General features: G+C 64.9%; 15 protein-coding genes. 9 read left to right on the forward strand and 6 right to left on the reverse strand.

All coding sequences use genetic code 11. The annotated features are described in order from the left end of the window. Positions 1-23: 23 nt before the first annotated feature. The 3 genes from IB274_RS10685 to IB274_RS10695 form a co-directional block, all read right to left on the reverse strand. Complete coding sequence (locus IB274_RS10685; RefSeq protein ID WP_138215142.1) at positions 24-629, reverse strand: C40 family peptidase; 606 nt, start codon at positions 627-629, stop codon at positions 24-26. 343 nt (positions 630-972) lie between these two features. Further along, the gene (locus IB274_RS10690) at positions 973-1,377 is read right to left on the reverse strand and encodes an NUDIX hydrolase (RefSeq protein ID WP_192431906.1); all 405 of its coding nucleotides are present in this window, start codon (positions 1,375-1,377) and stop codon (positions 973-975) included. Then, positions 1,374-1,919 (reverse strand): dihydrofolate reductase family protein, encoded by a 546-nt coding sequence (locus tag IB274_RS10695; RefSeq protein ID WP_192431907.1) that lies wholly within the window; start codon positions 1,917-1,919, stop codon positions 1,374-1,376. Before IB274_RS10695 ends, IB274_RS10690 begins: the two co-directional genes overlap by 4 nt. Positions 1,920-2,090: 171 nt before the next feature. On the opposite strand from IB274_RS10695, the gene IB274_RS10700 reads away from it, so the two are divergent. Beyond that, positions 2,091-3,428: a DEAD/DEAH box helicase gene (locus tag IB274_RS10700; protein ID WP_192432143.1), complete on the forward strand. Its 1,338-nt coding sequence runs from the start codon at positions 2,091-2,093 to the stop codon at positions 3,426-3,428. A 59-nt stretch (positions 3,429-3,487) separates the two neighbouring features. Here IB274_RS10700 and IB274_RS10705 read toward each other — a convergent pair whose 3' ends face one another. Beyond that, on the reverse strand, positions 3,488-5,152 hold the full coding sequence (locus tag IB274_RS10705) for an MFS transporter (protein WP_192431908.1): 1,665 nt from the start codon (positions 5,150-5,152) through the stop codon (positions 3,488-3,490). 220 nt (positions 5,153-5,372) lie between these two features. Between IB274_RS10705 and IB274_RS10710 the strand changes: the two genes are divergently transcribed. Next, positions 5,373-6,695 (forward strand): phospholipase, encoded by a 1,323-nt coding sequence (locus IB274_RS10710; RefSeq protein WP_192431909.1) that lies wholly within the window; start codon positions 5,373-5,375, stop codon positions 6,693-6,695. 57 nt (positions 6,696-6,752) lie between these two features. Here the strand turns inward: IB274_RS10710 and IB274_RS10715 are convergent, their stop codons facing one another. Both IB274_RS10715 and IB274_RS10720 read right to left on the reverse strand, forming a co-directional pair. Further along, a complete protein-coding gene (locus IB274_RS10715) occupies positions 6,753-7,016 on the reverse strand; it encodes a DUF2790 domain-containing protein (protein WP_192431910.1) in 264 nt (87 codons plus the stop codon). Between the two features lie 459 nt (positions 7,017-7,475). Beyond that, the gene (locus IB274_RS10720) at positions 7,476-9,623 is read right to left on the reverse strand and encodes an FUSC family protein (protein WP_192431911.1); all 2,148 of its coding nucleotides are present in this window, start codon (positions 9,621-9,623) and stop codon (positions 7,476-7,478) included. Between the two features lie 347 nt (positions 9,624-9,970). On the opposite strand from IB274_RS10720, the gene IB274_RS10725 reads away from it, so the two are divergent. The 7 genes from IB274_RS10725 to IB274_RS10755 all read left to right on the forward strand — a co-directional run bounded on the left by IB274_RS10725 (position 9,971) and on the right by IB274_RS10755 (position 19,384). Next, entirely contained in the window at positions 9,971-10,918 is a 948-nt protein-coding gene (locus tag IB274_RS10725; protein ID WP_192431912.1) for a LysR family transcriptional regulator, read from the forward strand. A gap of 203 nt (positions 10,919-11,121) precedes the next feature. After that, entirely contained in the window at positions 11,122-12,156 is a 1,035-nt protein-coding gene (locus tag IB274_RS10730; RefSeq protein WP_192431913.1) for a TRAP transporter substrate-binding protein, read from the forward strand. 45 nt (positions 12,157-12,201) lie between these two features. Continuing rightward, positions 12,202-12,840, forward strand: coding sequence for a TRAP transporter small permease (locus tag IB274_RS10735; protein WP_192431914.1), 639 nt, complete (start codon positions 12,202-12,204; stop codon positions 12,838-12,840). Beyond that, positions 12,837-14,117, forward strand: coding sequence for a C4-dicarboxylate TRAP transporter large permease protein DctM (dctM, locus tag IB274_RS10740; protein ID WP_192381992.1), 1,281 nt, complete (start codon positions 12,837-12,839; stop codon positions 14,115-14,117). Before IB274_RS10735 ends, dctM begins: the two co-directional genes overlap by 4 nt. 162 nt (positions 14,118-14,279) lie before the next feature. After that, complete coding sequence (gene acs / locus IB274_RS10745) at positions 14,280-16,235, forward strand: acetate--CoA ligase (RefSeq protein WP_192431915.1); 1,956 nt, start codon at positions 14,280-14,282, stop codon at positions 16,233-16,235. A gap of 298 nt (positions 16,236-16,533) precedes the next feature. After that, positions 16,534-17,772, forward strand: a complete 1,239-nt coding sequence (locus IB274_RS10750) for a glutamine synthetase family protein (protein WP_192432145.1) — start codon at positions 16,534-16,536, stop codon at positions 17,770-17,772. 271 nt (positions 17,773-18,043) lie between these two features. Further along, the gene (locus IB274_RS10755) at positions 18,044-19,384 is read left to right on the forward strand and encodes an MFS transporter (RefSeq protein WP_192431916.1); all 1,341 of its coding nucleotides are present in this window, start codon (positions 18,044-18,046) and stop codon (positions 19,382-19,384) included. The last annotated feature ends 20 nt before the right edge of the window (positions 19,385-19,404 follow it).

The raw sequence follows: 19,404 nt of genomic DNA on the forward strand, positions 1-19,404 counted from the left end.
CCGCAAGGGGAGAGCGCTCGGCATCAGTCGAAGCGACCGCCGACGTCAGCCTTGGCCAGGGTTTCCGGCAGGATGCGGCGGGCAGCGGTGTAGTGCTTCTTCCAGTAGTCGCCGCTGAGGTCGGAGACGCGGACCTTCTGGCCGCGGCGTGGCGCGTGGACGAACTGGTTGTCGCCGACGTAGATGCCGACGTGGTCGACATTGCGGCGGTTGTGGATACGGAAGAACACCAGGTCGCCGGGCTGCAGGTCGTCGCGTGCCACTTTCGAGTTGCCACGCATGCTGAACATCTGCTGGGCGGTACGCGGCAGGTCGACTTCGTCTACGTTCTGGAACACGTAGTTCACCAGGCCGCTGCAATCGAAGCCGCGCTTGGGCGAAGTGCCGCCCCAGCGGTAAGGCGTACCGATCATGCTGTAGGCACGCTGGGTAACCTGGTGCGCCTCGCTCTTGGTCTGCTTGACGGGTTTGGCGTTGAAGGTCAGCAGGGCGCTGCCCTGGACCGGGACGCGGAGATCAACCGGGGCGGGTTGATAGGTTCGAGTGATCTTGTAGGAGGCGGTAGCCTCGGTAGCGACCAAAAAGGTCGCCAAGCCTATGGAAAGGCATGTCAAAAGGGTACTTCGCATTCGGCATGTCTTCTTGCTGGTTGATATCGCCCAGACTCCGCTGGATCGCCATTGTTGTCGGCGTGGTTTCCTTTGGTCCGCTCAAAAATTCCACGCATTCTGAACGACTTTTCATGACAGTTCGTACCGTCTGTCGATTCTGACTTTTCCCTTGTGACTTGCAGGGCGCTGCGTGACATGTGCTCCGACGCATCAGTCACGGCCTGACCTTATAGCCGGAAGCCCTATAAAACGGGGCTTTCCGCCTGGCGGCAGAAAACTGACGGGGTACTAGCCAGAAGCCAGTCGCTTAAGGCTTCTTAAGGAAAAACCCGACGAAGTGCAGGTGTTTGAGCTGAACGAATCAGCCCAGATGGGCAAGCAGAGCGGGAAGCACCTGTTCGCGCAGCAGTGGGGCGAGGTTGTGCGGGTAATCGCCGGTTGGGTCCAGCCAGGCGAGCTCTTCCAGCTCGGCGGCGGGCTGGACGGTGTGGGGCAGGGCGGCGACATAGACCTGCGCGTCGACGCGCACGTCCGGCTCATTGGCGGCCTCGGCCTGGAAATGGCCGAGCGGCGTCAGCGCAGAGATCGGCAGGTGCAGGTCGAGTTCTTCGCCCAGTTCGCGCAGTAGGGCCTGGACCGATGTCTCGCCGGGTTCGTGCTTGCCGCCGGGCAGCATGAAGGCCTGGGTGCCACGCTTTCGCACTAGCAGCAGGCGTCCGGCTTCATCTAGCAGGCAAGCGGCGGCGATACGAATGGTGGCGGTCATGGCGAGGGCGTTTCCTTCAGAACCTGGTAGCGCATCTGCACGATGCCGCTGGGGAAGCTGCGCTGCTCCAGCAGCTGCAGGCGTTGCTCGAGGCCGATGCTGAACAGGGGAATGCCGGCGCCGAGCAGGTGCGGAATGATGCTGACGATCACCTCGTCGAGCAAGCCTGCGGCGAGGAAATTGCCCGCCAGACTGCCGCCGCCCACCAGCCAGATGCGCTCGCAGCCGCGCGCCTCCAGTGAGGCGAGCGCGTCCACTGGTGTGTAGTGCTCCAGTTCCACCTGCGGCGCGGCCTTGGGCAGATGGTTGGAGCGGGTCATGACCAGCGCGGGTTTTTCCTGGTAGGGCCATTGGTCCTGCTTCAAGCAGAACAGGTAGGTGGCGCGGCCCATCAGGAGCCCGTCGATGCTGGCATAGAAGGCGTTGTAGCCGTGATCGTCGGCTTCGCTGCCGTAGCCTTCGAGCCAGTCCACGCTGCCGTCGGGGCGTGCGATGTAGCCGTCGAGGCTGGCCGCCACGTAATAAATGAGAGTCGATGGCACCTGTATTCTCCTTTTTGTCAGGCCCATCAGAGCATGGCATCGCCTTTGGTCCGGCGCCGGTACGTTTGTCGGGTTATTGACGCGGCGGGTCGCACACAGGGGCCGTCGGCAATAATTCCAGCGCGCCGGCTCGGCAAACATTAAGCTATGCAGCTATTTGGTCTTTACGTGATATCGAGGTCTGCCTTGTTCTCCCAATTCGCCCTCCACGAACGCCTGCTCAAGGCGCTCGATTCGTTGTCCTTCACCGAGCCGACCCCGGTCCAGGCCGCGGCCATTCCGAAGGCCCTGGAGGGACGCGATCTGCGGGTGACGGCGCAGACCGGCAGCGGCAAGACCGCCGCCTTCCTGCTGCCGCTGCTCAATCGCCTGCTCACCGAGGAGAAGCCCAAGAGCGGCGCCCGCGCGCTGATCCTGCTGCCGACCCGCGAGCTGGCCCAGCAGACCCTCAAGGAAGTCGAGCGCTTCGCCCAGTTCACCTACATCAAGGCCTGCCTGATCACCGGCGGCGAGGACTTCAAGGTGCAGGGTGCGCGTCTGCGCAAGAACCCGGAGATCATCATCGGCACCCCGGGTCGCCTGAACGAGCAGTTCAACGCCGGCAACTTGCCGCTGGGCGACGTTGAAGTGCTGATCCTCGACGAAGCCGACCGCATGCTCGACATGGGGTTCTCCGAGGACGTGCTCAAGCTCGCCGCACAGTGCCCGACCGAGCGCCAGACCCTGCTGTTCTCCGCCACCAGCGGCAGCGGCCTGCACGAGATGGTCGAGAAGGTCCTGCGAGAGCCTGAGGTCCTGCAGCTCAACCGCGTCAGCGAGCTGAACGAGGACGTCAGCCAGCAGGTGATCCTGACCGACCACGTTGGCCACAAGGAGCAGCTGCTGCAGTGGCTGCTGACCAACGAGACCTACGAGAAGGCCATCGTCTTCACCAACACCCGCGTTGCCGCCGACCGCCTGACCGGCCGCCTGATCGCCGCTGGCCACAAGGTCTTCGTGCTGCATGGCGAGAAGGACCAGAAGGATCGCAAGCTGGCCATCGAGCGCCTGAAGCAGGGCGCGGTAAAGATCCTCGTCGCCACCGACGTGGCCGCACGCGGCCTGGACGTCGACGGCCTGGACCTGGTGATCAACTTCGACATCCCGCGTCGCGGCGATGAGTACGTGCACCGCATCGGTCGTACCGGTCGCGCAGGCGCCGGCGGGGCGGCGATCTCGCTGGTGGGCCACGGCGATTGGAACCTGATGTCGAGCATCGAGCGCTACCTCAAGCTGCGCTTTGAGCTACGTGTCATCAACGAGCTGAAGGCCACTTACAAGGGGCCGAAGAAGGTCAAGGCTTCCGGCAAGGCCGCCGGTACCAAGAAGAAAAAGGACGATGCGAAGAAGACCGGTGGCAAGGCGGCGGCGAAGAAGAAGCCCGCTGCCAAGCGCAAGACCGGCCCGTCCAAGATTGTGAGCCAGGACGGCCTGGCGCCGCTCAAGCGCAAGAAGCCGGCTGCGGAATAAGTCATTCGCGTCACGCCGAACGCCTCCCCTGACCGGGAGGCGTTTTTGTTTGTGCGCCGCTAGCCCAGTGTGTCCGGCGGCGCTTCGTAGCTACCCGACTCGTAGCTCACCCCGTGGCGGATCACCGGCGGAGCGTCGCCCACGTGCAGACTGGTGACGTTGTCGATGATGGTCTTGTCCTCCAGGGTGAGGCGGTCGAGCATGCGCAGGTGACCGATCCAGTTGTCCACCAGGAACAGTTCCTGCCAGATTTCCGGGTTGCTCACGTCGAGGTAGAGCGCCCAGCGTTCCGCGCCGTTACGCAGACGCAGGCGGCGCAGGGGTTTGGCGGAGCGGACGAAGTCACGGGTGCGCTCGGCGGGAATCCGGTACTCGATGGACACCAGCACCGAGCCGCGCTCGGGGTTGAACACGAAGGTTGGCTGTCCCGGCACGCCGCCCGGTGCGCGGGCAATGCTGGTCGAATCGAGCTCCGGCAGCCGGGAGTTGTAGAGCAGCGCCACCGAGACCAGCAGCAGGCAGCCGGCGGCGATCAGTGCGCCCTGCACACCCATGGTTTCGGCGAAATGACCCCAGAGGAACGAGCCTGCTGCCAGGCCGCCATAGATCGCGGTCTGGTACAGCGCCAAGGCACGGGCCTTGACCCAGTCGGGCACGAGGATCTGCACGGCGGAGTTATAGGTGGCCACAGCGGCGATCCAGCAGGCGCCGCCCAGTACCAGCGCGGGGAAGATCACCCAGAGATTGTCGACCCAGCCGAGAATGAGCATGACCACCGCGAGCGTGGCGGCAGCGAAGCTGATCAGCCGGCTGCTGCCCAGCCATTGCCGCGCCTTGCTCACCATGGTGCTGGCGACGATGGCGCCCAGTCCCAGGGTGCCAAGCATGTAGCCGTACACCGAGGCGCTGCCGTCCGGGTTGCGGTGCGCCAGCAGCGGCAGCAATGCCCAGACGGCGCTGGCGGAGAGGCCGAACACCGCCGAACGCAACATCACCAGGCGGGTGACGCTGGAGTACTGGGTGAAGCGCAGCGCAGCGATCACGCCTTCGAAGATGTGCTCGGGCGGCAGGGTGCGTTTGGGCACGTCGCGGCGCCATTGCCAGATCGCCCAGATCAGCGCGGCGTAGCAGATGCAGTTGAACAGGAATACCCAGGATGCGCCGGTGGCCGACAGCAGCAGGCCGCCGATGGCCGGGCCGACGGCACGGGCGACGTTGTAGTTGACGCTGTTGAGCAGCACCGCATCGCCGAGCATGCGCGGCGGCACCTGCTCGTTCACCGCGGCCTGCCAGGCCGGGATGGTGATCGAGCTGCCCAGCGACAGCCAAAGGATCGACACGATCAGCATCAGCGGGTCGAGGTAGCCCATGAACGCCAGCACCGTCACCAGCGCGGCGCCGGAGAGTTCCACCGTTAGGCCGACCAGCATGATCTTGCGGCGGTCGTGGTTGTCGGCCAGCACGCCGGACATGATCGACAGCAGCACCAGTGGCAAGGCCGAGGCGACCTGGATCATCGCCACCATCAACGGGCTGGCATGGGCTTCGGTGACCACCCAGGCGGCGGCGACCGATTGCGCCCAGGTGCCCAGGTTGGCGAACAGGTTGCAGATCCAGATGATGCGGAACGCGGCGATGCTGAAGGGGGCGAGGACGCCGCTACGGGGTTCGGCTGGATCGGGCTTGAGGGGGAGGTCTTGCTTGGGTGAAACGGACTGCAGCATGGGGAAGCCCTTATTTCGAGTGGCTGGCACGCGCGCGCAACCGGTGCCTTTCCATGCCGGGCAAGTGTAGTGGCTGAGGCGGCATGCGCCATTGATGATGGTCAGCGATGGCGTTATCGGTGACATGCGCTGGCAAGCTTCGACAGTGCCGGAGTGGCTTCGGATTGATAGGCTGCGTCGGAATTTTCCGATTTGCATTGCCAATAAGAGCGAAGAGCCGATGAAGCGACTTTCCATCTGCCTGCCCACCTGCCTGCTGGCGGGGCTGCTGGCCCTGCCGCAAAGCCTCTGGGCCTGGTCCAATCACACACTGGGCAGCTATATCGCCTTGAAACAGTTGCCCGCAGTCGCCCAAGCGCCGGAAGTCGAGGTCGAGCCGCTGGAAAGCTTTGTCAGCCAGCAGCGCGCTGGCCTGGTGCAGTTGCTGGACGAGCAGGAGGCCTATGCCCGCGAGCACTTCCGCCAGTACCCGCCGCGCCCGGACGATCTGCGCCTGACTGAAGACGGTCGCGATGACCTGCGCAAGGCCTTCCTCATGGCGCTGCGCTTGAATCCCGAGATCAAGCTGGCCTCCGCCGTGCAGCCGCCGCCCGGTGGTGAGCTGCCGAGCGATTTGTTGCAGAAGCATGCGGCCCTGCAGCCGGCGGACGTGCTGGTGTTCCGCAACCTGTCGGGCTGGAACCAGTGGCGCTTCGTGCAACTGCAGGCGGGGGAAAAGATTCCTGCGCTGGACGTGCTGGCCAGCGCCGCCGATGAGCCGGACTTCGGCCACGACATCAACCTGTTCAGCGACAACCCCGGCGAAGCGGGGCAGCGCTACGGCTTCGGCCCCCAGCCGTTCGGTGACCCGCGTTACGAGTTCAGTTCCCAGGCGCCGTTCCACATGGGCTTCTACCACGAGGACGCCATTATCTTCGCCGGCGCGCCGTACCTGGAGCGCAACTGGCCGGAGTGGCGCGCCTACCAGTTCTACGGCCTGGCGCGCTTCGCCTTCGAGAAGGGCCATCCGTACTGGGGCTACCGTTTCCTCGGCTGGGCGATGCATTACATCCAGGACATGACCCAGCCCTACCACTCGACGCCGCTGCCGGGCGAGACCACCACCAGCATGCTGTGGACGGCGGGCAAGTCCATGGCCGGCTTCGATGCCGACAAGCAGGCGGCGATCCAGCGCGTGGCGGACCGGCATACGGGGGTGGAGCGTTACGAGGTGGACTGGCTGCGCGAGACGTTGCGTCTGGGCGGGCCGTCGCCGTTGCTGGCTGCCTATGCGGATGTCAGCGCGGATGGCACTTATCCGCCGTATTCGACCCAGTATCTGCGCGAGGTGGTGGCGAGCGAGTCCCATGCCCATGCGGCGGCGTTCGATGCGGCGATCGGCCATTGGCTGGAAAACGAGAAGGCGCCGGCGGGGGATTTCAGCGCGGGGAACTCACCGGAGCCGTTCCGCCACGACGAGGCGTTGGATGAACAGATTCTGCAATTGATCCGGCACTTCGGCGCGCACAGTCGCAACATCGCGAAGGCGGCCCTGCAGCCGTAAAGAGGGTTGGCATTCCCGCCGGGGCTGCGTGGGCCGCGGCGGGAGTGCGCAATTTGCTTAGCCGCCTGAGCAGCCGTTGCCCCACACCTGGTATTCGACGGTGTGGCGCTGACCGTTGGAGTCGTCGTAGGTCATGCGTGCCGGCACGATGCCGCATTCGTTGGATACGTCGGTGGTCGAGATGACCTGGGCAACGTCCAGTTTCATGTCGTAGGTGTACTGCTCCACGGCCGAGCTTGGCGCCTGGTCGGCGGCGTTCACCTGCTCGGCGAGGGCGAGCGAGGAGAAGCCTAGCATGGCCAGGATGACTACAGCTTTCATGAATTTACCTGCCTTGTTCCCGGAGTCCGGACGTGACGGGTCCGTGACGTTCAGCTGATGGCTGCATCGGGAAGCGTTGGGGAATGATGTCGGGTCTTGGGTGGTGTTGCGGCGCGCGCTGTAACAGCACGGAAATAATAGGATTTGCCTGACCTGAGTCATATATCCAGGCGCCAACAAGACTTCGTACTCAGAGGCAACAATCCAGGTGTGGCGAGGGTTTCAGGGGTGGTCGTGTGGCGGGAGGTCGCAGATTTCGGCATTTGCAGGAGTGACATCGCGGCGCTGGGGCTTCCCCCTCACCCCAGCCCTCTCCCGGAGGGAGAGGGAGCTGATCGTGCCAGCTGACACTGTGGTGTGATCCTGCACGAACGGTCCCCTCTCCCGCTTGCGGGAGAGGGTTAGGGTGAGGGGCTTTGTATCTTCTGAGAGTGCGCCTATGGCGCGAACCTGCAGGAGTCAATCGCGCAGCGGCGACTGCGGATCGAGCAGCGAAGTACGGATGAAGTGCAGGTAGCTGCACACCCGGCGCAGGGGCGAGGAATCGAAGTGCGGCGGGCGACGATCATCCGTGGTGCGCGTGGCATGGATGGCGTGTTCCACCGCTGCCAGGGCGCGCTGGCGGTTGCTCTCGCTGGGCTGGATGAACAGGCGGATCAGCGCTCGGCCCAGCGCACGGATAGCCCGGCGCCAGGGCATGCGCTCGGCATACCAGGGTTCCTTCGGCAGGGCCTCCTGCTCGCGGCGCAGCTCGATGATCGAAAGACCGATCTCCTGTACCTGAAAGGTCCAGCGCAGCAAGCGCTGCTGCACGTCCGGGCGACCTGTGGATAATCCATACGCCTGGTTCAGCAGATCGCGGGTGCCGCTCTCGAAGTTCGATGACAGACCTTTCAGCGGATCGCTGATCACCCGCACCACGCGCAGGCGCAGCTCGGCTTCCAGGCGCTCCCACAGCCACGGCCGGTTCGGCGGCAGGATGACGATGGCCGCGACCACCGCCATGCCCATCGACAGCAGCATCGCCAGGTATTCGTTGATGAAGGTGTAGGCGTCGTAGCGCGCCACGTTGGCGGGCAGCGAGGCGATGCAGAACCACACCAGCAGGCCGACACCGTAGCCGCTCCACTTGGGCCGGGTGATCAGGAAGGCACCGAGGGCGAACACCGGCGAGAGCACGAAGCACAACAGGGGGAAGCCGTCGATGTGCGGCAGCACGCGGAAGGTGAGGATGAAGCCGAGTGTGGCGCCGAGCAGCGTGCCGAGGGTCAGCTGCAACGACAGGCGCTTGGGATTCGGCGAGGCGGAGGAGAGCGCGGCGATCAGCACCGAAGTCAGCGCGAAGGTGGCGCCGCTGAGCCAGGAGGTCTCGATCCAGAACACGCCGCCAACTATCACCAGCAGCGCGCAACGGAATCCCGCGACGGCGGCGGCGAGGGCGTTGGCCTTGGGGGTGAAGCGCTCCTTCCACTGCTCGCGCTCGTGTTTGTGCGCGGCCAGCGAGGCGTGGGTCTGGGCGTAGTTGTGCATATCGTCGGCGAAGCGGTAGAGCAGCTCGGCGGCCGTCTCGAAGTCCAGCTGGTCGGCTTCCCGCGGGCAGGTGTGGCCGAGGTTGGCGCGAGCTTCGCGGATGCGGGGCATCAGGTGGTGCTTGCAGAGTTCGAGTTGCACGCTCAGACGCTCGGCATCCGCTTCGCTGAGCGGCCGGCCGTGCCAGCTCGCAAGCAGTTCGCTGACGTCGATCAGGCATGGCATCAGCACTTCCAGCACGTTGCTGGCCTGGCGTTCACGCAGGCGCTCGAGCAGACGCTGCAGGGCGTGGAAGCGCGTGGTCAGCTGCATGAACTCACTGTTCAGGCGCGCCAGGCGACCGCTGCGCAAGCGCATGTGCGGGTCTTCGAAGGCGGTGACATTGCGCAGGCTTTCCAGGCCCACCACTTCGGCGGCGATACGCGCGCTGGCCTGCTCGAAGCGCTCGCGCTCCAGCGTGCCGTTGAGGCCCGCGCTGGCGAGGCCGGCGAAGTCGCCGAAGCGGGTGTTCAGCGCGTTGCGCAGGGCGGCCGTGCTGGTTTGTGGCAGGACCACGGCGCTGACCACGCCGGTGCAGAGAATTCCCAGGCTGATCTCGATCACCCGCCACAGCGCCTGCATGAAGGCGCCCTCGGGGTGCAGGGAGGCGGGGATGCCGATCATTACCGCGGTGTAGCCGGCGAGCAGGCAGGCGTAGGCGCGAAAGTCCCGGTAGCGCGCGGCGCCCGCCGTGCACAGGCCGACCCAGATCGCCACGCAGAGCAGGAACAGCACGCGCTCCTGGGCGAACAGGGCGATGAAGGTAACCATTACCGTGAGCCCGGCCAGCGTGCCGAGGATGCGGTAGAAACTCTTCGCCAGCACCTGGCCGCTCTGCGGCTGCAGCACGATGAAGGCGCTCACCAGCACGGTGCTGGGCTGCGGCAACTCCAGGCGGTAGGCCAGCCACAATGCCGTGAAGGCGGTGATCAGCGTCTTGAGAATGAACATCCAGGTGACGCCGTCGGTGTGCGCCCAATCGGACAGGGCGAAGCGCACCGCGGCGGCCTTGGGCAGGCGCACGGACAGACTGCTCATCGGGCTTATCTCGGCAGGCGGTGGTCGGGCTGGGGCGGGTTTTGGGAACCCTGTCGTTGGAAGGCGGAGCGAAGGGGTGGAAGCACGTTGCACGAAAGGCGGAGCACGGCTGCTTGTCCTGGGGCGTGGCGGGAGACCGCGTTGGGGAGGGCGATTCTAGAAGTGCGGCGGGGGCAGGATAAGCTGACGGATGGGCGAATTATTGTTACCTGAAAGTACAATAATCCCTGCGCGGCACCTGTGCGACAATTCGCCGCCTGTCATGAATCTGTAACAAGGCGTTGCTCGCCCGTGCACCGTTGCAGAGGCCGCCCGCCGTGGCGTGGACAGGCTCTTCTGGAGAAATGATGGACCTGCTGCACAACATGCGTGCTTTCGTCTGTGTCGCCGAGACCGGCAGCTTCACCGCCGCCGCCCAGCGCATGGACCTCACCACCGCGTACGTCTCGCGGACGGTGGCCAAACTCGAAGCTCACCTGCGCACTCGCCTGCTGCACCGCACCACCCGCCGCATCGCCCTGACCGAAGCCGGGCAGCGCTACCTGCAGCGCTGCCAGCAGATCCTCGGCTACATCGAGGAAGCCGAGGCCGAGGCCGGCGACGCCCACGCCCGTCCCCACGGCAAGGTGAAGGTGCATGCCATGACCGGCATCGGCCAGCACTACCTGATCCGCGCGATCTCGCAGTACTGCGAGATCTACCCGGAGGTCACCTTCGACCTGACCCTGGCCAACCGCATCACCGACATCCTCGATGAGGGCTACGACATCTCCGTGGTCATCGCCCAGGAGCTGCCCGATTCGGGCTTCGTCTCCAAGCGCATCGGCAAGACCTACAGCGTGCTCTGCGCCTCGCCCGATTACGTGGCGCGGCATGGCATGCCGAAGCAGCTCGGAGAGCTGACGGATCACCGTTGCCTGCGCTTGGTGAACTCGGTGATGTCGCTGGACAAGTGGCTGTTCGACGGCCCTGACGGCCAAGAAATGGTCGGCATCAACCACAGCCATTTCCAGGTCAACACCGCCGACGCCATGACCGAGGCGGTACGCGCCGGCATGGGGATCGGTGCGCTGCCGGTGTACTCCGCCGTGCAGGGCCTGAAGGACGGCAGCCTGGTCCGTGTGCTGCCTGACTACAGCCTGTTCCACCTCAACGTCTATGCGCTGTATCCGTCGCGCCAGTACCTCGACGCGAAGATCCGCACCTGGGTGGAGTTCCTCCGTGACTGTGTGCCCGGCATGCTCGAAGAACACGAGCGGATGATGCTCGAACACCGCACGCGGGCGCCTGCCTGAGCCACCGCCGCCTAGCGGCAAGCAGCTGAAACCCCAAGCGCCCGGCCTTCGCCGGGCGCTTTTTTCGTTCCTTGCGTTCCGCTGTGTCGAACGCCGCTTTGGGAAAAGACGAATTCTCCGAACGCGACTATTTGCGTCAGTCTCGTGACGAGCCTGTCGCCAGGTTCACCTCGCAAGCACAAAAACAAATTGAGGGTGACGCGATGTTTACAACCATGGGGCGGGCGTTGCTCGCCGTCCTGGCGTTGGCCTGCGCTTCTGCCATTCAGGCTGCCGATGCACCGCAGACTGCCAATGAACCCCGGCCTTCCAACGAACCGATAGTGATCAAGTTCGCCCACGTGGTCGCGGAGAACACACCCAAGGGGCAGGGCGCGCTGATGTTCAAGCGCCTGGCCGAAGAGCGCCTGCCCGGCCGGGTGCGCGTGGAGGTGTATCCGAACTCCTCGCTGTACGGTGACGGCAAGGAGATGGAAGCGCTGCTGCTGGGCGATGTGCAGATGCTCGCGCCGTCCCTGGCCAAGTTCGAGCAGTACACCAAGAAGGTGCAGATCTTCGACCTGCCGTTCCTCTTCGACGACATCGACGCTGTCGACAACTTCCAGCGCAGCCCCCAGGGCCAGAGCCTGCTGAGCAGCATGCAGGGCAAGGGCATCCTCGGCCTCGCCTACTGGCACAACGGGATGAAGCAGCTGTCGGCCAACCGCCTGCTGCTCGAGCCGGGCGATGCGCGCGGACTGAAGTTCCGCGTGCAGGCCTCCGATGTGCTCAACGAACAGTTCCGCGAGCTGCGCGCGATCTCCCGCAAGATGTCCTTCGCCGAGGTCTACCAGGGCCTGCAGACCGGCGTGGTGAATGGCGCCGAGAACACCTGGTCGAACTACGAGAGCCAGAAGGTCAACGAGGTGCAGAAATATTTCACCGAGTCCAACCACGGCCTGGTGGACTACATGGTGATCACCAACGCGAAGTTCTGGAACGGTCTGCCGCCGGACCTGCGCGCTGAGCTGGAAAGGATCATGGCCGAGGTCACCGTGAAGGTGAACCAGGAAGCCGAGCGTCTGAACCGCGATGCCCGCCAGCGCATCCTCGCCAGCGGCACCAGCGAGATCCACCCGCTCACCGCGAAGCAGCGCGCCGACTGGCGCGAGGCGATGCAGCCGGTGTGGCGGAAATTCCGCGACAACGTCGGCGCCGACTTCCTCCAGGCCGCCGAAGCCTCCAACCGCCCCCATTGATCCGCCCGGTCTCGCCGGATGGTGGGACCTTCTGGAGACTTTTCCATGAACCGACTCGTGCGCGTCTGGAACCACTTCGAGGAAGGCGCCATCGCCTTCCTGCTGGCGGCCATGACGCTGGTGACCTTCGTCTACGTGGTGATGACCAACGTCTTCACCCTGTTCTATGACCTGGGCGACCGCCTGCCGTCGATCCAGGGGCCGTTCTACGCCATCGGCGACGCGATCCTCGGCGTCGCCCAGGATATGTCCTGGAGCAACGCGCTGACCAAGGCGCTATTCGCCTGGCTGATCTTCTTCGGCATCGCCTATGGCGTGCGCACCGCCGGCCACCTGGGCGTGGACGCGCTGGTTCGGTTGGCACCGCGCCCGGTGCAGCGCTGCATCGGCGTGCTCGCCTGCCTCTGCTGCCTGGGCTATGCCGGGCTGTTCATGGTCGCCAGCTTCGACTGGGTGAAGACCCTGTTCATCGCCGGCATCGGCGCGGAAGACCTCGACCACTTCGGCATCCTCCAGGCTTACATCGCGGTAATCGTACCCATCGGCTTCGGCCTGGTGGTACTGCGCTACCTGGAAATCCTCGTCAACCTGTTGCGCGGCCGCCAGCTCGGTCTGGGCCTCGCCGACGAGGCCGCGGAAGCCTCGAAGCTGGCCGGTGAAGACGCCGCGGAGAGCCGCCCATGACCGTGATGATCCTGTTCCTCCTGTTGTTCGTCTTCATGTTCATCGGCGTGCCCATTGCCATTTCCCTGGGCCTGTCCGGCGCGCTGACGATCCTCCTGTTCAGCCCCGACTCGGTGCGTTCGCTGGCGATCAAGCTGTTCGAGACCTCCGAGGCCTACACGCTGCTGGCGATCCCGTTCTTCCTGCTCTCCGGCGCCTTCATGACCACCGGCGGCGTGGCCCGTCGGCTGATCGACTTCGCCAACGCCTGCGTCGGCCACATCCGCGGTGGCCTGGCCATCGCGGCGGTGCTGGCGTGCATGCTGTTCGCCGCGTTGTCGGGTTCCTCACCGGCGACCGTGGCGGCGGTGGGTTCGATTGCCGTGGCCGGTATGGTGCGTTCGGGCTACCCGCGCGAGTTCGGCGCCGGGATCATCTGCAATGCCGGCACCCTGGGCATCCTGATTCCGCCGTCGATCGTCATGGTGGTTTACTCGGCCGCCACCGAGACCTCGGTGGGCAAACTGTTCGTTGCCGGCGTGGTGCCGGGCCTGCTGCTGGGCGTGATCCTGATGGTGGTGATCTACATCGTCGCGCGGGTGAAGAAGCTGCCCGCTCAGCCGCGCGCCAGCCTGCGCGAATGGCTGTCCGCCGCGCGCCGGGCGATCTGGGGCCTGTTGCTGCTGGTGATCATCCTCGGCGGCATTTACTCGGGGCTGTTCACGCCCACCGAGGCGGCGGCGGTGGCGGCGGTCTACTCGGCCTTCGTCGCGCTGTTCGTCTACAAGGACATGCGCCTGCGCGACTGCCCCAAGGTGCTGGTGGATTCCGGGCGGCTGAGCATCATGCTGATGTTCATCATCGCCAACGCCATGCTGTTCGCCCACGTACTGACCACCGAGCAGATTCCCCAGCAGATCACCGAGTGGGTGATGCAGGAAGGACTGACGCCGATTGGCTTCCTGCTGATGGTCAACGTGGTGCTGCTGGTGGCCGGCAGCTTCATGGAGCCCTCGGCCATCGTGCTGATCCTCGCGCCGATCTTTTTCCCTATCGCCATGCGCCTGGGGATCGATCCGATCCATCTGGGCATCGTCATGGTGGTGAACATGGAGATCGGCCTGGTGCATCCGCCGGTAGGGCTCAACCTGTTCGTCACTTCGGCGGTCACCGGCCTGCCACTGGGCTCGACCATTCGCGCGGCGCTGCCGTGGCTGATGATCCTGCTGCTGTTCCTGATCCTGGTGACCTACGTGCCCTATATCTCGCTGGCGCTGCCCCACGCCCTTGGTATGTGACAGGTTGTCGCGGCCCCATGAGCTCGTTGCCAAAACAACGGCTTATGGGGCTCATCACTAAGACTAAGGATTGGTAAGACCATGGTCGTATGGTTCGGGAGAGGGTGTCGCCGTTACAACTTAGGGCAACAAAAACAACACTCTTCACCGAGGTAAAACGCCATGACAGCGGCATCCGTGTACCCCGTGCGTCCCGAAGTGGCCGCGACCACTCTGACTGACGAGGCCACCTACAAGAAGCTGTACCAGCAGTCGGTGGTCAATCCCGACGGCTTCTGGCGCGAACAGGCCCAGCGCATCGACTGGATCAAGCCGTTCACCAAGGTCAAGCAGACCTCCTTCGACGATCACCACGTGGACATCAAGTGGTTCGCCGATGGCACCCTGAACCTCTCCTACAACTGCCTCGACCGCCACCTGGCCGAGCGCGGCGACCAGCTCGCCATCATCTGGGAAGGCGACGATCCTTCCGAGCACAAGGAAATCACCTACCGCGAACTGCACGAGCAGGTCTGCAAGTTCGCTAACGCCCTGCGCGGTCAGGACGTGCACCGTGGCGACGTGGTGACCATCTACATGCCGATGATCCCGGAAGCCGTGGTCGCCATGCTGGCCTGTGCCCGCATCGGTGCGATCCACTCCGTGGTGTTTGGCGGCTTCTCTCCCGAAGCCCTGGCCGGCCGCATCATCGACTGCCGCTCCAAGGTAGTGATCACCGCGGACGAAGGTCTGCGCGGCGGCAAGAAGACCCCGCTCAAGGCCAATGTCGACGACGCGCTGACCAACCCGGAAACCAACAGCGTGCAGAAGATCATCGTCTGCAAGCGCACGGGTTCTCCCATCAAGTGGAACCAGCACCGCGACGTGTGGTTCGAGGACCTGATGAAGGTCGCAGGCTCCACCTGCGCACCGAAGGAAATGGGCGCCGAGGACCCGCTGTTCATCCTCTACACCTCCGGCTCTACCGGCAAACCCAAGGGCGTGCTGCACACCACCGGCGGCTACCTGGTCTACGCCTCGCTGACCCATGAGCGGGTGTTCGACTACCGCCCGGGCGAAGTCTTCTGGTGCACCGCCGACATCGGCTGGGTCACCGGTCACACCTACGTCGTCTATGGCCCGCTGGCCAACGGCGCGACCACCGTGCTGTTCGAGGGCGTGCCGAACTACCCGGACATCTCCCGCGTCGCGAAGATCGTCGACAAGCACAAGGTCAACATCCTCTACACCGCCCCGACCGCCATTCGCGCCATGATGGCCGAGGGCAAGGCCGCGGTCGAAGGCGCCGACGGTTCCAGCCTGCGCCTGCTGGGTTCGGTGGGCGAGCCGATCAACCCGGAAGCCTGGCAGTGGTACTACGAGACCGTCGGCCAGTCGCGCTGCCCGATCGTCGACACCTGGTGGCAGACCGAAACCGGCGCCTGCCTGATGACCCCGCTGCCGGGCGCCCACGGCCTGAAGCCGGGCTCCGCTGCCAAGCCGTTCTTCGGCGTGGTGCCGGCGCTGGTGGACAACCTGGGCAACATCCTGGAAGGGGCCACCGAGGGCAACCTGGTGATCCTGGATTCCTGGCCGGGCCAGGCGCGCACCCTTTACGGCGACCACGACCGCTACGTGGACACCTACTTCAAGACCTTCAAGGGCATGTACTTCACCGGTGATGGTGCCCGTCGCGATGAGGACGGCTACTACTGGATCACCGGCCGCGTCGATGACGTGCTCAACGTCTCCGGCCACCGCATGGGCACCGCCGAGATCGAGAGCGCCCTGGTCGCCCACCCGAAAGTGGCCGAGGCCGCAGTGGTTGGCGTACCGCACGACATCAAAGGGCAGGGCATCTACGTCTACGTCACCCTGAATGCCGGCGAGGAAAGCAACGAGCAGCTGCGCCAGGAACTGCGTGCCTGGGTACGCAAGGAAATCGGCCCGATCGCCACGCCGGACGTGATCCAGTGGGCGCCCGGCCTGCCGAAGACCCGCTCGGGCAAGATCATGCGCCGCATCCTGCGCAAGATCGCCACAGCCGAGTACGATTCGCTGGGTGACATCTCCACCCTGGCCGATCCAGGTGTGGTGCAGCACCTGATCGACACGCACCAGGCCATGCGCGCGGCCTGATCCGCCGCCCGATGAAAAACGCCCCGCTAGCCGGGGCGTTTTTTTTCCCATTTCCAGATGGATCAAGCTTGTTCGTTCCGCAGTATTCCTTTTCTAGCCCGCTTGAAATATCGAACGCGTGGTGCGTATTTTGTACGGGCTCGCGCGCCTCGCGCGGCGTCCTGTGACAAGGACAAAAGAACAAGGATAAGAAGTCATGAGTAGCGATCCAGGAATCCCACTCGCCGAGCGTCTGGCTGGAGTGGAAGAGATCGAGTGCGTCACCCCCGACCTCAACGGGGTGCCGCGTGGCAAGGTGATGACCGGCGAGGGATTTCTCACCGGGCGCCGACTGCAACTGGCGCGTGGCGTCCTGCTGCAGTGCATCATGGGCGGCTATCCGGCCGCGAAGTTCTACGGCAGCGACGATGGCGACCTCGCCCTGATCGCCGAGCCGAGCCAGATTCACCGCCTGCCGTGGAGCGACGAGCCTCGCGCCTTCGCCATCTGCGATGCGGTGGAACTCGACGGCAAGCCTTCCGGCCTGTCCACCCGCGGCCTGCTCAAGCAGGTGGTTGCGCGCTACGCCGAACGCGGCTGGAGCCCGGTGGTGGCGACCGAGTTGGAGTTCTTCGTCTTCGCCCCCAACCCCGATCCGCAAGAAGCCTTCCAGGCGCCGGTCGGCCTCGACGGTCGCCGTGAGATCGGCCACTCCGCTTTCAGCGTGTCGTCCAATAACGGCCTGCGACCGTTCTTCCAGGACGTCTACCGCTGCATGGAGGCGGTAGGGCTGGAACGCGACACCTTCATGCACGAGATGGGCACCACCCAGTTCGAGATCAACTTCCTGCACGACGACCCGGTACTGCTGGCCGACCAGACTTTCCTGTTCAAGCACCTGCTCAAGGAAGTCGCGCTCAAGCACGGGTTGATCGTCGTTTGCATGGCCAAGCCGCTGGCGCATACGCCGGGCAGTTCGATGCACATTCACCAGAGCATCGTCGACGGCGAGGGCCGCAATATCTTCAGCGACGCCCAGGGCGAGGCAACGCCGGAGTTCCGCCACTTCATCGGTGGCCTTCAGGCCTGCTTGTCGGACTTCACCCTGTTGTTCGCGCCGAACGTGAACTCCTTCCAGCGCCTGTGCCATCCCTACGCCTCGCCGAACAACGCCTGCTGGTCCCACGACAACCGCGCCGCCGGCCTGCGCATTCCTGCCAGTGCGCCGGTGGCCCGTCGTGTGGAGAACCGCTTGCCGGGCGCCGACGCCAATCCCTATTTGGCCATTGCCGCTAGCCTGGCTGCCGGCCTACACGGCATCGAGCGCGCGCTGGAACCCACGGCGCCGATCCAGGGCGAGTTCGAGGTGCCGCCGGAGCTGCTGCTGCCCTGCACGATGTATGACGCACTGCGGCGCCTGCAGCGCAGTGAACTGGCCCGCGAGGTGTTCGGCAACGAGTTCATCGACGGCTATAGCGCGACCAAGTCCATGGAGCTGACCAGCTTCTTCGACGAAATCACCCCGTGGGAGCGCCGCGTTCTCGCAGCGCAAGCCTGAGGCGCATGATCTGATTTGAAGTCGCTGACACAGTTGCGCCGAAACCAGGTGCAGCTGTGATCGGCAGCCATCTTCTGGCGATCTTCAGGCCATCCTCGTTCATCCCGCCGCCATCCTTCGAAACGCCCCACATGACCGTGCGCGACACGCGCTATTCCGGGCCCGGCAGCCCTCTCGACGCGCCGATTGGCAAGCTCTAAGGTGTGAGCGCAAGTCCCGCTTTCCGCTGCCCGGCACGTAGTGCCGGGGTTGTCCTGGACCAGGAGGTCCAATGCTTCGGATCGTCACTGCCTTCCGCGCTCTGTACTTCGCCGCCGTCATGCTCCTGACCGGTTCCGGTCTGCTCAGTACCTACCTCGCGCTGCGCCTGGGCGCGGAGAAGGTCGATGGGCTGTGGATCGGCGCCATGATGGCCGCCTACTACCTCGGCCTGGTGCTGGGCGGCAAGATCGGCCACCGCCTGATTGCCCGCGTCGGCCACATCCGCGCCTACGTTGCCTGCGGCGGGTTGGTGACCGCTGCGGTGCTGGGCATCGGCCTGTTGCCCTGGCTGGGCTTCTGGCTGGTGCTGCGGGTCGCCATCGGCCTGGGGATGATGTGCCAGTACATGGTCATCGAGAGCTGGCTCAACGAGCAGGCCGAGGCGCGCCAGCGCGGCGTGGTGTTCGCCGGCTACATGGTCGCCTCCTATCTGGGGCTGGTGCTCGGCCAACTGGTGCTGGTGGTGCATCCGGGGCTGGGCCCGGAGCTGCCGATGCTGATCGCGCTATGCTTCGCCCTGTCGCTGATCCCGGTGGCGATCACCCACAAGGTCCACCCCGCGCCGCTGCGCCCGGCTCCACTGGAGCCGCGCTTCTTCATCCAGCGTGTGCCGCAGTCGCTGACCACGGTGCTGGTGTCCGGGCTGGTGGTCGGTTCGTTCTACGGTCTGGCGCCGCTCTATGCAGTGGATCAAGGGTTGGGTACCGAGGAGATCGGCCTGTTCATGGGCGGCTGCATCTTCGCCGGATTGCTGGTGCAGTGGCCGCTGGGCTGGCTGTCGGACCGCATCGACCGCGCCGTGCTGATCCGCAACGCTGCCATTCTGCTGTTGATAGTTGCCTTGCCGCTGGCGCTGTTGCCGCTATTGCCGGTTCCGCCGATCTCGTTGGCGTGGCTGCTGCCGATGGGCTTCATCGTCTGCCTTGTGCAGTTCACCCTGTATCCGCTGGCGGTGGCCTTCTCCAACGATCACGTCGAAGGCGAGCGCCGCGTCTCGCTGACGGCGATGCTGCTGGTGACGTTCGGCGTCGGCGCCTGTATCGGCCCGCTGGCGGCCGGCGCGCTGATGAAGCTGTTCGGCAGCAACATGCTCTACGCCTTCGTCTGCGCCTGCTCGCTGATCCTCATCTGGCGCGTGCAGCCGGAGAAGGTCAGCGGTGTGCACCGGGTCGACGAGGCGCCGGTCAAACACGTTGCCACGCCGGACAGCCTGGCGTCTTCGCCGCTGTCCGCCGCCCTCGACCCGCGGGTCGACGAAGCGGCCGTGAAAGAGCAGATGACGAGTAACGACAACACCGCGCCAGCACCCGAGACGGAAACCGAAGCCGAGGAAGAAAGCCGGCCCGCGTGAGGCCACAAGGGAAGGGCGGC

It is taken from the genome of Pseudomonas sp. PDM18, from assembly GCF_014852585.1.
In the GTDB taxonomy this organism is placed as follows: Bacteria; Pseudomonadota; Gammaproteobacteria; order Pseudomonadales; family Pseudomonadaceae; genus Pseudomonas.